This window comes from Kitasatospora sp. NPDC058406 (assembly GCF_042722765.1).
In the GTDB taxonomy this organism is placed as follows: Bacteria; Actinomycetota; Actinomycetes; order Streptomycetales; family Streptomycetaceae; genus Kitasatospora.
In genome coordinates this window covers 1-12,909 of sequence record NZ_JBHXKE010000248.1, presented here as the reverse complement: position 1 = coordinate 12,909, position 12,909 = coordinate 1, and the positions used below count along the sequence as shown (strand labels likewise).

12 protein-coding genes are annotated in these 12,909 nt (G+C 73.6%); 4 read left to right on the top strand and 8 right to left on the bottom strand.

The annotated features are described in order from the left end of the window. Positions 1-56: 56 nt before the first annotated feature. The 7 genes from pheT to infC all read right to left on the bottom strand — a co-directional run bounded on the left by pheT (position 57) and on the right by infC (position 7,858). A complete protein-coding gene (gene pheT / locus ACFWOG_RS33755) occupies positions 57-2,558 on the bottom strand; it encodes a phenylalanine--tRNA ligase subunit beta (RefSeq protein WP_380363020.1) in 2,502 nt (833 codons plus the stop codon). After that, positions 2,558-3,679: a phenylalanine--tRNA ligase subunit alpha gene (pheS, locus tag ACFWOG_RS33750; RefSeq protein WP_329882318.1), complete on the bottom strand. Its 1,122-nt coding sequence runs from the start codon at positions 3,677-3,679 to the stop codon at positions 2,558-2,560. Before pheS ends, pheT begins: the two co-directional genes overlap by 1 nt. Before the next feature lie 306 nt (positions 3,680-3,985). Beyond that, positions 3,986-5,089 (bottom strand): ATP-binding protein, encoded by a 1,104-nt coding sequence (locus tag ACFWOG_RS33745; RefSeq protein ID WP_329949798.1) that lies wholly within the window; start codon positions 5,087-5,089, stop codon positions 3,986-3,988. 103 nt (positions 5,090-5,192) lie between these two features. Beyond that, on the bottom strand, positions 5,193-6,059 hold the full coding sequence (locus ACFWOG_RS33740) for an RNA methyltransferase (protein WP_329882320.1): 867 nt from the start codon (positions 6,057-6,059) through the stop codon (positions 5,193-5,195). 192 nt (positions 6,060-6,251) lie between these two features. Continuing rightward, positions 6,252-6,647 carry a 50S ribosomal protein L20 gene (gene rplT / locus ACFWOG_RS33735; protein ID WP_327675850.1) on the bottom strand — a complete coding sequence of 132 codons (396 nt, stop codon included), beginning with the start codon at positions 6,645-6,647 and terminating at the stop codon, positions 6,252-6,254. Between the two features lie 109 nt (positions 6,648-6,756). Next, positions 6,757-6,951 (bottom strand): 50S ribosomal protein L35, encoded by a 195-nt coding sequence (gene rpmI / locus ACFWOG_RS33730; RefSeq protein ID WP_030055648.1) that lies wholly within the window; start codon positions 6,949-6,951, stop codon positions 6,757-6,759. Between the two features lie 139 nt (positions 6,952-7,090). Next, a complete protein-coding gene (gene infC, locus ACFWOG_RS33725; protein ID WP_380363016.1) occupies positions 7,091-7,858 on the bottom strand; it encodes a translation initiation factor IF-3 in 768 nt (255 codons plus the stop codon). A 444-nt stretch (positions 7,859-8,302) separates the two neighbouring features. Between infC and ACFWOG_RS33720 the strand changes: the two genes are divergently transcribed. Further along, positions 8,303-8,680 (top strand): DUF1844 domain-containing protein, encoded by a 378-nt coding sequence (locus tag ACFWOG_RS33720; protein ID WP_329882326.1) that lies wholly within the window; start codon positions 8,303-8,305, stop codon positions 8,678-8,680. Between the two features lie 199 nt (positions 8,681-8,879). Here the strand turns inward: ACFWOG_RS33720 and ACFWOG_RS33715 are convergent, their stop codons facing one another. After that, positions 8,880-9,623, bottom strand: coding sequence for an SseB family protein (locus tag ACFWOG_RS33715; RefSeq protein ID WP_380363014.1), 744 nt, complete (start codon positions 9,621-9,623; stop codon positions 8,880-8,882). Positions 9,624-9,742: 119 nt separating this feature from the next. Between ACFWOG_RS33715 and ACFWOG_RS33710 the strand changes: the two genes are divergently transcribed. The 3 genes from ACFWOG_RS33710 to ACFWOG_RS33700 all read left to right on the top strand — a co-directional run bounded on the left by ACFWOG_RS33710 (position 9,743) and on the right by ACFWOG_RS33700 (position 12,817). Continuing rightward, entirely contained in the window at positions 9,743-10,975 is a 1,233-nt protein-coding gene (locus ACFWOG_RS33710) for an amino acid deaminase/aldolase (protein WP_380363012.1), read from the top strand. A 229-nt stretch (positions 10,976-11,204) separates the two neighbouring features. Further along, positions 11,205-11,630: a hypothetical protein gene (locus ACFWOG_RS33705; RefSeq protein ID WP_329949794.1), complete on the top strand. Its 426-nt coding sequence runs from the start codon at positions 11,205-11,207 to the stop codon at positions 11,628-11,630. Positions 11,631-11,896: 266 nt separating this feature from the next. After that, complete coding sequence (locus tag ACFWOG_RS33700) at positions 11,897-12,817, top strand: lytic polysaccharide monooxygenase (RefSeq protein WP_329949793.1); 921 nt, start codon at positions 11,897-11,899, stop codon at positions 12,815-12,817. Positions 12,818-12,909 lie beyond the last annotated feature (92 nt).

Below are 12,909 nucleotides of genomic sequence, written 5' to 3'. Positions count from 1 at the left end.
GGACGGAGGAACGTCCGGGCCGGGGCCCTTCACCGGTTGCGCGGATCAGGCGCGGATCAGGCGCCGCGCAGCACCGCTCCGGTGCGGGCGACGGCCTCGGCGACGGCCGCCTCGCGGGCGGCGGTCGCCTCCTCGGCGGTCAGCGTCCGGTCCGCGGCACGGAACCGCAGCGCGTACGCCAGGGACTTCTTGCCCTCGCCGACCTGCTCGCCGGTGAAGACGTCGAACAGCCGGAGGGCCTCCAGCAGGTCCCCGGCGCCCGAACGCAGCGCGGCCTCCACCTCGGCGGCCGGCACGGCGGTGTCGACGATCAGCGCGACGTCCTGGGTGGCCACCGGGAAGCCGGAGACCGCCGGGCCGGAGACCCGCTCGGCGCCGTCGGCGGTCAGCAGGTCGAGGTCGAGCTCCATCGCCGCGGTCCGCTCCGGCAGACCCAGCGCCTTGACGGCGCGCGGGTGCAGCTCACCGGCGTGGCCGACCACCCGGTCGGTGCCGGCGACGACCAGCTCGGCGCAGCGGCCCGGGTGCCAGGGCAGCAGCCGGCCCTGGCGCACGGCCAGCTCGACGCCGGCGGCGCGGGCCACCGTGCGGGCCGCCTCGACGGCGTCCGCCCAGGACGCCCCGGCGCCCTTGCCCCACCAGCCGGACGGCAGCCGCTCGCCGGCCAGCGCGACGGCGACCCGGCGCGGCTGGTGCGGCAGCGCGGCGTCCAGCGCGGCCAGTTCCTCGTCACTCGGACGGCGGTCGACGGCCGGGCGCGGCGCGACGGACAGCTCGTCCTTGGGCAGGAAGACGGTGCCGGTCTCGAAGACCGCCAGGTCGGTGTTGCCGCGGCCGACGTTGCGGCGCAGCGCCCCGAGGAGGCCCGGCAGCAGCGTGGTGCGCAGCGCCGGCTCCTCGTCGTTGAGCGGGTTGACCAGCTTGACCGTACGGCGGCGGCGGTCGTCCTTCTCCAGGCCGAGCGCCTCGAAGGCGGCCTCGCCGACGAACGGGTAGTTGTTGACCTCGACGTAGCCGGCGGCGGCCAGCGCCACGCCGACCCGGCGGTGGATCCGCTGGGCCTCGGTCAGGCCCTTGCCCGGCGGCACGGTGGGCATCCGCGCGGGCACGTTGTCGTACCCCTCCAGGCGGATGACCTCCTCGGCGAGGTCGTACGGGTCGGTGAGGTCGGGACGCCAGGTCGGCGGGGTGACCTCCAGCACGTCGGCGCCGGCGACCGAGCAGCCGATCTCCTGGAGGCGCCGGGTGACGGTCTCGCGGCCGTACGCGGTGCCGGCCACCCGGTCGGGCAGATCGGCGGCGATGGTGATGGTGCGCACCGGGTGCGGGGCGGCGATGTCGGTGACACCGGCCTCCGCGGTGCCGCCGGCGATCAGCACCAGCAGGTCGACCGCGCGCTGCGCGGCGGCGCGGGCGGCCTCCGGGTCGACGCCGCGCTCGAAGCGCTTGGACGCCTCGGAGGGCAGCTTGTGCCGCTTGGCGCCGCGGGCGATGACGACCGGGTCGAAGTGCGCCGCCTCGATGATCACCTCGGTGGTGCCCGGCCCCGCGGCCGGGTCGAGGATCTCGGTGGAGGCGCCGCCCATGACGCCGGCGAGGCCGATCGGGCCGCTGTTGTCGCAGATCAGCAGGTCCTCGGCGGACAGCGTGCGCTTGACGCCGTCCAGCGTGGTGAGGGTCTCGCCCTGCTCCGCCCGGCGGACCGTGATCGGGCCGTCGACGCGCTGCTTGTCGTAGGCGTGCAGCGGCTGGCCGACCTCCAGCATCACGTAGTTGGTGATGTCGACGGCCAGCGAGATCGGGCGGATGCCCGCCTTCTGCAGCCGGCGCTGGAGCCAGAGCGGGGACTTGGCGGCGGGGTCGAGGCCGATCACGGTGCGCGCCACGAACCGGTCGCAGCCGACCGGGTCGGCGACCTTCACGAGGTAGCCGAAGGAGTTCGCCGGCGGCACGTCGAGCAGCGCCGGGTCGGCCAGCGGCAGCCCGTACGCGGCGGCGGCCTCGCGGGCCACGCCGCGCAGCGAGAGGCAGTAGCCGCGGTCCGGGGTGACGGCGATGTCGAGCACCTCGTCGACGAGCTGGAGCAGCTCGACGGCGTCGGTGCCGGGCTCGAACTCGGGCGGGAGCACGATGATGCCGTTGTGGTCGTCGCCCATGCCCAGCTCGCGGGCGGAGCAGATCATGCCGGCCGAGGTGTGGCCGTAGGTCTGGCGGGCGGCGATCGGGAACGGGCCGGGAAGCACGGCGCCCGGGAGCACCACGACGACCTTGTCGCCGACGGCGAAGTTGGTCGCGCCGCAGACGATCTCCTGCGGGGCGCCGGTGCCGTTGGCGTCGCCGACGTTCACGAAGCAGTGCCGGATCGGCTTCTTGAAGCCGGACAGCTCCTCGATGGAGAGCACCTCGCCGACCACCAGCGGGCCCTTGAGGTCGGCGCCGATCTGCTCGACGGTCTCGACCTCCAGGCCGGCCCGGACCAGGCGCTCGGCCACGTCACGGCCGGTCTCGCCGGCCGGCAGGTCGACGTACTCGCGCAGCCAGGAAAGCGGGACGCGCATCAGATCTCCATCCCGAACGGGAGGGTGAAACGCACGTCACCCTCGACCATGTCGCGCATGTCGGCGACGTTGTGACGGTTCATCAGGATCCGCTCCAGGCCCAGGCCGAAGGCGAACCCGCTGTAGCGGTTGGGGTCGATCCCGCAGGCGACCAGCACCCGGGGGTTGACGACGCCGCAGCCGCCGAGCTCGATCCAGCCCTCGGAGCCGCAGGTCCGGCAGGGCCTGTCGGGGTTGCCCACCGACTCGCCGCGGCAGACGAAGCACTGGAGGTCGATCTCCGCGCTCGGCTCGGTGAACGGGAAGTACGAGGGCCGCCAGCGCAGCTCCAGGCCGTCGCCGATCAGGGTCGAGACCAGCTGCTCGATGGTGCCCTTGAGGTCGGCGAAGGTGATGCCCTCGTCGACGGCCAGACCCTCGACCTGGCGGAAGACCGGCGTGTGGGTCGCGTCCAGCTCGTCGGTCCGGTAGACCCGGCCGGGGCAGACGACGTACACGGGGGGCTCGCGGTCGAGCATGGTGCGCGCCTGGACCGGGGAGGTCTGGGTGCGCAGCACCACGCCGGAGTCGGCGGAGCCGTCCGGGGCCTGCACGAAGAAGGTGTCCTGCATGGAGCGCGCCGGGTGGTCCGGGCCCAGGTTGAGCGCGTCGAAGTTGAGCCACTCGGCCTCGACCTCGGGGCCCTCGGCGACCTGGTAGCCCATCGCGACGAAGGTGTCCTCGATACGCTCGGCCAGCGTGGTCAGCGGGTGCCGGGCGCCGCGCGGGGCGCGGTCGTACGGCAGCGTGACGTCCACCGCCTCCTCGACCAGCACGCGGGCGTCGCGCTCCGCCTCCAGCTCGGTCTGCCGCTTGGCGAGCGCCTGGTTGACGGCGCCCCGGGCCTGGCCGATCAGCTTGCCGGCGGCGGCCTTGGCGTGCGGGGGCAGGGCGCCGATCTCGCGGTTGGCGAGGGAGAGCGCGGAACGGTCGCCGGTGTGGGCGACCTTGGCCTGCTTCAGCTCGTCCAGGCTGGTGGCGGCGGCGAACGCGGCGAGCGCCTCGCTCCGGGCCGCCTCCACCACCTCGGGCTTGAGGGCCTCGACCTCGACCGGGTCGTACGACTTGTTGGGTGCCGACATCTCTATCTTTCCCGTGCTCCTGCTCGTCCGTGCTCAGGTAAGGGGGGCTCGCTCCCTCCTGTCCCGCCAGCGGGCAGGAGGGTCCCATCGCGTCACGCCCGACGTGGCCGGGCCACGGGCAGGCCCGTCCTCCGTGCAGGACGATCCGGGAGGATCTCCGTACGGGGAGGAGGGGTGTCCGCGGCGCCACCGCGCAGGGCGTCCCACAACGCCAAGGGTCGAGTGTAGTCGCAGCGCGTAGCGCAGCTGCCGTGAAGCCCGTCCGGGGGCCGCTCCCAGCGTGCTCCGCTGGTCGTCCAAGCTCGGTCAGAGCATGAAGTCGGGCACCCCGGAGGGCAGGATAAATCGGAACCGGGCGCCGCCGCCGGGCGCGCGGTCGACCCGGATCGAGCCGCCGTGGGCCTCGACGATGCCCTTGACGATGTAGAGGCCCAGGCCCGTGCCGCCGCGCTTGGAGCCGCGCCAGAAGCGGGTGAAGACGCGCGGCATCGAGTCCTCGGGGATGCCGCTGCCTTCGTCGCTCACGGTGACCGCTGTGCCTTCCACGATGCGGGGCGGGGTGCCGGAGCGCTCCCACACGGGTGCCTCGACGACCTCCTTGGCCGGTGCCACCTCGATGGTGACAGTCCCCTCGCCGTGGCGCACGGCATTTTCGAGCAGGTTCGCCAGGACCTGGTCGACCTTGTCCGGGTCCGCCCACAGGACGGTCAGGGACTCGGCGACGCGGATGTCGAAGCGGTCCTCGGGGATGCCGGTGGCCACCTTCCGCTCGACGTGGCGGCGGACGGCGGCGGTCAGGTCGACCACCTGCTTGCGCAGCTCCAGCCGGCCGGCGTCGATCCGGGAGATGTCCAGCAGTTCGGCGATCAGCCGGGTGACCCGGTCGGCGTCGGCGTCCACGGTCTCCAGCATCAGCCGCTTCTGCCCGTCGGTGAACCGTTCCCACTTGGCCAGCAGCGTGGCGGTGAACCCCTTGACGCTGGTCAGCGGCGAGCGCAGCTCGTGCGCGACGGTGGCGATCAGCTCGGCGTGGCTGCGTTCGGTGCGGCGGCGCGCCTCGGTGCCGCGCAGGGCGATCACCAGCCGCTGCACCGGCCCCTGCGGCAGCGCGCGGACGTACCGGGCGGAGACCAGCACCTCGCGGCCGCCGGGCAGCAGCAGGTTGCGCTCCGGCTGGCTGGTGCGGATCGCCAGGCCGCCGTACGGGTCGGTCAGCTGCCACCAGCGGCGGCCGTCGAGGTCCTCCAGCGGGAGGGCGTCCTCCAGCACGCTGCCGAGGGCGGCCTGCGGGCGGATACCGGTGAGCCGGGCGGCGGCGCGGTTGAAACAGACCACCCGGCCCAGGGCGTCGGCGACCACCAGGCCGTCCGGCAGGTCGTCCGGGTCGAGCTCTGGCCCGCTGCCGACCATGGGTGTCCTCCCCGATTACCCACCGTGTCTTTCCCCCCACCGAGGCAGACCCTAGCGTCTCGCAGCGCCCGGTCATAGGGTCCGCGACGACTTGAGGGGGCGGCTACCCCACCGCGCGGCACCCGCCGGGCGAGCGCTGGGCCCGGGCGGAGGCGTAGAGGCACACGGCGGCGGCGGTGGCCAGGTTGAGGCTCTCGGCGTGTCCGTGGATCGGCACGCGCACCACCTCGTCGGCGAGTGCGCGGGTCTCCTCCGGGAGCCCCCACGCCTCGTTGCCGAACACCCATGCGCCGGGCGCGCCCAGGGTGCCCTCGTCGAGCTCCCGGTCGAGGTCGCGCTCCCCCGCGCCGTCGGCGGCGAGCACCCGGACGCCGGCCTCGCGCAGGCGACCGATCGCCTCCTCGACCGGCACGCCGACCGCGACCGGCAGGTGGAACAGGCTGCCGACCGAGGCCCGGACGGCCTTCGGGTTGTACAGGTCCACCGAGGCGTCGGTGAGCACCACGGCGTCCGCGCCGGCCGCGTCGGCGGTGCGCAGCACGGTGCCGGCGTTCCCGGGGTCGCGGACGTGCGCGAGCACCGCGACGAGCTTCGGGCGGGCGGCGAGCACGTCGGCGAACGGCGTGTCGATGAACCGGCAGAGCGCGACGATGCCCTGCGGGGTCACGGTGTCGCAGATCCCGGCGACGACCTCGTCGGTGGCGGTGAGCACCGGCAGGTCCTCGGCGAGGGCGGCGTCGACGATGCCGGCGTGCCGCTCGGCGGCCTCCGGGGTGACGTACACCTCGACGACGGCGTGCTCGCCCGAGTCCGGCAGCCGCCCGAACGCGATCGCCTCGCGGACGGCCTGCGGGCCCTCGGCGAGGAAGCGGCGTTCCTTGCCGCGCTGGTTCCGCTTGGCGAGCCGCCGGGCGGCGACCACGCGGGGAGAGCGCAGGGAGGTCAGCAGGGGGGTCTCGGTGCTCGGCATGATCTCGTCTCTGGTGCGGACTCTGTGCGGACCGGTGGCGGGCGGGCGACAGGGACCGTCGGTCCGCGCGGACCGCCGGCGCGCGCAGCCCGCCGGTGCTCGGTGCGGACCGGTGGCGGTCGGAACGCAAAACCGGACCCGCAGGATCGAGCCTGCGGGTCCGGTCAGCTCAACTCGACTGATCCAGGAAGATCAGGCGGCGTCGGCGGCGGCCTTCGGGGCGTTCACGTCGGCCGGCAGCGCCTTCTGGGCCACCTCGACCAGCGTGGCGAACGCGCCCGGGTCGTTGACGGCGAGGTCGGCCAGCATCTTGCGGTCGATCTCGACGCTGGCGGCCTTCAGGCCCTGCACGAAGCGGTTGTAGGTGATGCCGTTGGCACGGGCCGCAGCGTTGATGCGCTGGATCCACAGCTGACGGAAGTCGCCCTTGCGCTTCTTGCGGTCGTTGAAGTTGTAGACCAGCGAGTGGGTGACCTGCTCCTTGGCCTTGCGGTACAGGCGCGAGCGCTGGCCGCGGTAGCCGCTGGCGCGCTCCAGGATGACCCGGCGCTTCTTGTGGGCGTTGACTGCCCGCTTGACGCGTGCCACTTGATTACTCCTTGGATTGGACCACGGACTACTTCACGTGGTCCGTCATTCGAATGGGTCGGGAAGGATCAGCTGCCCCGCACACGGCTCGCACCGGGCGGGAGGGCGATCACTTGCCGAGAAGCTTCTTGATCTTCTTGGCGTCGGCGGGGGCCAGCTCGACGGTGCCGGCCAGCTTGCGGGTCAGCGTCGAGGGCTTGTGCTCCAGGAGGTGGCGGCGGCCGGCGCGCTCGCGCAGCACCTTGCCAGAGCCACTGATCTTGAAGCGCTTGCTGGCGCCACTGTGCGTCTTCTGCTTCGGCATTTCGCCGTATCTCCTCGTCGGTCCGTCCACGCCCGCGCGGTGTGCGCCGCGCGGGCGTGAAGGATGGATCTGCGGTGACCGGGCGGGCGCCCCGTCTCCGTGGTGGCCGGTCTCCCGGACTGCTCTGGCCCGTGAAGGGTCAGGCGCCCTGGGAGGCCTCGGCCGGCTGCTCGACCTCGGTGGCGGCCTCGACGTCGGACTCGTCGGCCTCGTCGGCCTCGTCGATCTCGTCGGCCTCCGCCTCGGCGGCGGCGTTCTCTGCCTCAAGCGCTGCGTCGTCGTCGGCCTCGGCGGCGTCGGGGCCGGTGTTGCGGCCCTGACGCTCGGCCTTGCGGGCGTCCGCGATCGCGCGGGCCTCGGCCATCGCTTCGGTCTTCTTCTTGTGCGGGCCGAGAACCATGATCATGTTACGGCCGTCCTGCTTCGGCGAGGACTCGATGAAGCCCAGGTCCTGGACGTCGTCGGCGAGTCGCTGAAGCAGCCGGAAGCCCAGCTCGGGACGGGACTGCTCACGACCACGGAACATGATCGTGATCTTGACCTTGTCGCCCTGCTTGAGGAACCGAACGACGTGACCCTTCTTGGTGTCATAGTCGTGCGGGTCGATCTTCGGCCGGAGCTTCATCTCCTTGATGACCGTGTGCGCCTGGTTCTTGCGCGCCTCACGGGCCTTCATGGCCGACTCGTACTTGAACTTGCCGTAGTCCATGAGCTTGCACACCGGCGGCCGGGCGGTCGCCGCGACCTCGACCAGGTCGAGGTCGTACTCCTGCGCGAGCTCCAGCGCCTTGGCAAGCGGCACGATGCCGACCTGCTCGCCGCTGGGACCGACGAGTCGCACCTCGGGGACGCGAATCCGGTCGTTGATGCGGGGCTCGGTGCTGATGGGGCCTCCTCGGTTGCACAACTTCTGCGATGCGGCCGTCGGGCGGCGGTCGCACGTAGTGGACTCGACCACTGGGCGGGGCTTCATTCGTGCTGCGCTGTGGGCCGAAGCCCTGGAGGGCAACCACACCGCGACACGAAAAAAGCCCCGCTCGGTACAAGCGGGGCTCCACACAACCGGGGGCGACGCCCGGTGAGGGGCGCTGCGGCGACGTCGGCACACTGGGCGCCCGTCGCGGACCGGGACCCGTCGACCCGGAGGTCGATCGGGTGGGAGACTTTCGCGGTTGCCCTCTCGGGCCTCCTGAAGTGGAGCCTCCACTTGCTGGCCGGACATCCGTGAGAACGCCTGGCCGGTCAGTCTCGAAGCATACAGCGCCCCGGGGCCGAAGGCCATTCCGCCCCTCCGCGCCACCCCTTGTACGCTCCCTCTGTACGGAGACCGGCACGACGGAACGAGCCCCCCTTGAGCAGCGAGCCCACCCAGAACCCCGCCGCGGACGACGAGGCGATCGGCTTCGACGACCTCACCCGGGACATCGCCGAGGTCCCCGCCGTCGAGGTGATCACCACCGTCGCGGTGCACCTGATGAGTGCCGCCGCGGTCAAGTGCGGTCTCGCCGAGGGCGGCGAGAAGGACAAGGACCTCGACGAGGCCCGCAAGCTGATCACCGCGCTGGCCGGGCTGGTCACCGCCGGCGCCCCGGAGATCAGCAACTTCCACGCGGCGCCGCTGCGGGACGGCCTGCGCTCGCTCCAGCTCGCCTTCCGCGAGGCCTCGGTCGTCCCGGACGCGCCCGGCTCCGGCCCCGGCGAGAAGTTCACCGGGCCGGTCTACGCCTGAGCATCCGGTCCGCCGCGCCGAGCGGCGGCACCTCAGGGGTCTCCCCGGAACCACGTTCCGGGGGGACCTCGTGCTTTTCCCCCGTGCTGATTCCGGCCGGGCGGCCGCCGCGGCCGCGCCCGTCGGGGCTCCGGCCAGCTCCCGCGGACCTCACCGGGCGGCCCGTCGGCGCCCGCCCTCCCGGTCCGCACCCCGGCGGCTACCGCCGGTAGAGCGGCTCCCCCGGCAGCCCGGCGTCCGCGGGCAGCACCGCCAGGCTCAGGCCCCGGTCGAGCCGGACCCGCAGCACCGGGTCCTCGCTGACCGCCCGCCCGATCCGCTGAGCAGCCTCCTGGACCGCCTCACGCTCCAGCCCCTCGTCCAGCACCACCGCGAGCAGACCGTCCGCGTCCTGGTAGGGCGCCAGCAGGCCGCGCACCACGGCGGGCTCCGCGGCCAGCAGCGCCCGCACCGCCTCCCGCACCTCGGGATCGGCCACCGGCGGCAGGTAGGGCCGGTTCTCGGCCAGCGCGCGCAGCCGGGCGCCGGACAGCCGGAAGGCGACCGGTCCGGCCGGGTCGACCAGCAGGGTGTCGGCGCGCTCGGAGAACGCGACCATCGCGGCCTGCGGGGCCGCCACCGGCGCCGGGCGGGCGTCCGCGCGCCAGCGGGCCAGGGTCTCCAGCGAGGTGAAGGCCGGCAGGGCGCGACGGCCGTCGGCGGCCTCGACCACGGGGACGGCCATGTCGCTGGTCTTCTCGTGCCGGTGCCCGTGCTCGTCCAGCTCGACCTCGCCGAGGATCGCCACGATCGGCACCATCAGCCGGGTGGGCGCGAGCGCCGCGAGCACCTCCGGCTCGGCCGTGCGGTCCTGCGACCAGCGGGCGAGCGCGGCGGCCAGGGCCGGGTCTGCGGCGCCGTCGTCGGCGGCGAATCCGGGGTTGGGGATGTTCTTGCGGTCCACCCGGCCGACCCTATGCCACCGTGCGGGCCCCGCCCACGGACCGAAGGTCCCCGGAACCCGGCCCGACACGCCCGGCCCATCCCCTACCGGCCGGTAGTGAGGTGTGGCACTCTGCGCCCATGGCCACCCTCGAAGCTGCTGCCCGCGCCGCCGCGACCTCCTCCCCGGCGGCCGACCGCGCCCGGTACGACCGGGCCACCGCCCACCTGGACGGCCCGGTGGCCGTCGTCGACCTGGCCGCGTTCGACGCCAACGCCGCCGACCTGGTGCGCCGCGCGGCGGGCAAGCCGATCCGGGTGGCCAGCAAGTCGGTGCGCTGCCGGGCCCTGCTGGAACGGGCCCTGGCCACGGACGGCTTCGCCGGGGTGATGAGCTTCACCCTCGCCGAGTCGCTCTGGCTGGCCCGCTCGGGCCTGCGCGACATCCTCCTGGCCTACCCCTCCACCGACCGCGCCGGCTTCGCCGAGCTGACCGCCGACCCGGAGCTCGCCGCCGCCGTCACCGTCCTGCTGGACGACCCGGCCCAGCTGGACCTGGTCGACGCGGCCCGGGCGGGCACCGCCGAGGTCCGGGTCTGCCTGGAACTCGACACCGCGCTGCACCTGCTCGGCGGGCGGGTCCGGGTCGGCGCCCGGCGCTCCCCGCTGCGCGCCCCCGGGGACCTCGCGGCCTTCGCCGAGCTGGTCCAGCGCCGCCGGGGCTTCCGGGTGGTCGGGCTGATGGCGTACGAGGGGCACGTGGCCGGGGTGGGGGACGCGGTGCCCGGGCACCCGGTGCGCTCACGGCTGGTCCGGGTGATGCAGACCAGGGCGCGGACCGAGCTGGCCGGGCGGCGGGCGGAGGCGGTCCGGCTGCTGCGCCGGGTCGCCGAGCTGGAGTTCGTCAACGGCGGCGGCACCGGGAGCGTCGAGTCGACGGCGGCGGAGCGCGCGGTGACCGAGGTGGCGGCCGGCTCCGGGCTGTACCAGCCCCGGTTGTTCGACAACTACCGGTCGTTCCAGGGGCGGCCCGCCGCCCTTTTCGGCCAGCCGGTGGTGCGCCGGCCCGGGGTCGGTGTGGTGACGGTCCTCGGCGGCGGCTATCCGGCGTCGGGCGCGGCCGGCCCTGACCGCTCCCCCGTGCCGTACCTGCCGCCGGGGCTGCGGTACGACCCGATGGAAGGGGCCGGGGAGGTGCAGACCCCGTTGCTCGGCTCGGCCGCCGACGACCTGCTGATCGGCGACCGCGTCTGGTTCCGGCACGCCAAGGCGGGCGAACTGTGCGAGCGGTTCGCCGAGTTGCACCTGGTCGAGGGGGACGCGGTGGTGCGCACCGTGCCGACCTACCGGGGCGAGCGGCAGACCTTCCTCTGAACCCCGTCCGGTCCCCGGACCGGACGGACCGCACGCGCCCCGCACGGACCGCGACGCGCGGCTCCCGGGTCGTGCGGGGCACGTGCGGCGCGGGGGTCGCACGGGGCGTCCTCCCGGCGGCGAAACCCCCGCCGCAGGGTTCCTGAGCTGCACGGTTCCGCCTCGCGCGCGGGCCCGGTTCCACTACCGTGGAGCGGATGCGAGGACCACGCCGACGGAGGGGGAGACCGTGGAAGCGGAAGTCGTGCAGTTGGTGACGGCCGGCGCCAGCACGCTGGTCGGGCTGATGGCCACCGAGTTCTGGACGCAGGCCCGTTCGCGCTTCGGCTCGTGGCTGGGACGCGGCGAGGGCGACGAGGCGGAGGAGGCCGCACTGGAACGTTCCAGGGCGGCCGTCACCCGCGCGCAGGAGGCCGGCGACACCCGGGCGGTCGAGGACCTGACCGGCGGCTGGCGCGCCCGGCTCCGTGAGGCGCTCCACGAGAACCCCGCTGCGGCCCGGGAACTCGAAGCCCTCCTGGAGGAGTTCGGGCCGAGGCTGCCGAAGCCCGCGACCGGCTCGTTGAACATCGCGATCAGCGGCGGGACGGTGCAGGGCAGCGTCATCCAGGCGGGCACCGCGGGCTCGGTCACCATCGGACGAACCGACCCCTGACCCGCGGCCCGGCCGCCGAACCTTGGCCGCACCTTAAGAGGGCCCGATGGGATGCCTAACTCCGGCATCCGATCGGGCCTTTGTGCTGTTCGCAGGGCTACAGTCCGTCAAAAAGTGGCTCAGAACGGCCTATTGCCAGCTGGTCTAGTCCAATCATACGCTCAGCTCAGGGGCCGGCGCGCCGGGTCGGCGGGCCCCTCGGACAGACGTGTCCGGCACTCCCCCACATCTTCGACCCGGGAACACGGTCAAGGAGTCCCCACCCCATGTCCATGAAGCGAACCGCCATGTCCGTCGGCGTCATCGGCGCCGCCGTCCTCACCGTCTCGGTCACCGGCATCGGCACCGCCGGCGCTCACGGCACCGTCACCAACCCGGTCAGCCGGATCGCGGCCTGCTACGCGGAGGGCCCCGAGACCCCCAAGTCGCAGATCTGCAAGGACCTCGTCTCCCTGAGCGGCACCCAGCCGCTGTACGACTGGAACGAGGTCAACATCGCCAACGCGGACGGCCGCCACCAGGCCATCATCCCGGACGGCAAGCTGTGCTCCGCCAACCGCGACAAGTACAAGGCGCTGGACCTGCCGCGCGCCGACTGGCCGGCCAGCGCGGTCACCCCCGGCAAGGTCGACTTCAAGTTCCGGGTCACCGCCGCGCACCAGGGCAACCAGACCATCTACATCACCAAGCAGAGCTGGGACCCGACCAAGCCGCTGAAGTGGTCGGACCTCGACGCCCTCCCCGTCGCCCAGGTCCCGACCAGCCGGACCTCCGACAACGGCTACTACAACTACAGCGGGACCCTGCCGCAGCGCACCGGCCGCCAGCTGCTGTACATGGTGTGGCAGCGGACCGACAGCCCCGAGGCGTTCTACAGCTGCTCCGACATCGACTTCGGCAAGGCGGCGGTGACCGGCGGGACCACCGCGCTCACCGCGCAGGCCCCGGCCGCGCCGAGCGAGGAGCAGATCTCCGCCGGCCTGGGCAAGTCCACCGTGGCCCACCACGGGCACGGCGGCAACGCCAACGAGCCGGCCGGCGCGGTCGTCCCGACCAACAGTGCCGCGGTGGGCGGCGGCTCGGCCACCGGCCCGCTGCTGCTCGCCGGTGCCGCCGCCGTCGGCGTCGGCTGGGCCGGCATGGTGCTCCGGCGTCGTCGGGTCGAGGCTGTTCGACACGACGGCTGACTGCCGGAAGCCGGGGCCGGATCTCAACCCCCGTGAGGTCCGGGCCCGGCGAACGTCCACCACGCCGTGAACGGCGGCGGCCCGCCCGGATC

Coding starts and splice junctions, on each gene's coding strand:
- ACFWOG_RS33710 (WP_380363012.1), top strand. CDS start 9,743: ATGGCCACCCTCGAAGCTGCTGCCCGCGCCGCCGCGACCTCCTCCCCG.
- pheT (WP_380363020.1), bottom strand. CDS start 2,558: ATGCGCGTCCCGCTTTCCTGGCTGCGCGAGTACGTCGACCTGCCGGCC.
- rpmI (WP_030055648.1), bottom strand. CDS start 6,951: ATGCCGAAGCAGAAGACGCACAGTGGCGCCAGCAAGCGCTTCAAGATC.
- ACFWOG_RS33740 (WP_329882320.1), bottom strand. CDS start 6,059: ATGCCGAGCACCGAGACCCCCCTGCTGACCTCCCTGCGCTCTCCCCGC.
- pheS (WP_329882318.1), bottom strand. CDS start 3,679: ATGTCGGCACCCAACAAGTCGTACGACCCGGTCGAGGTCGAGGCCCTC.
- ACFWOG_RS33745 (WP_329949798.1), bottom strand. CDS start 5,089: ATGGTCGGCAGCGGGCCAGAGCTCGACCCGGACGACCTGCCGGACGGC.
- ACFWOG_RS33700 (WP_329949793.1), top strand. CDS start 11,897: ATGTCCATGAAGCGAACCGCCATGTCCGTCGGCGTCATCGGCGCCGCC.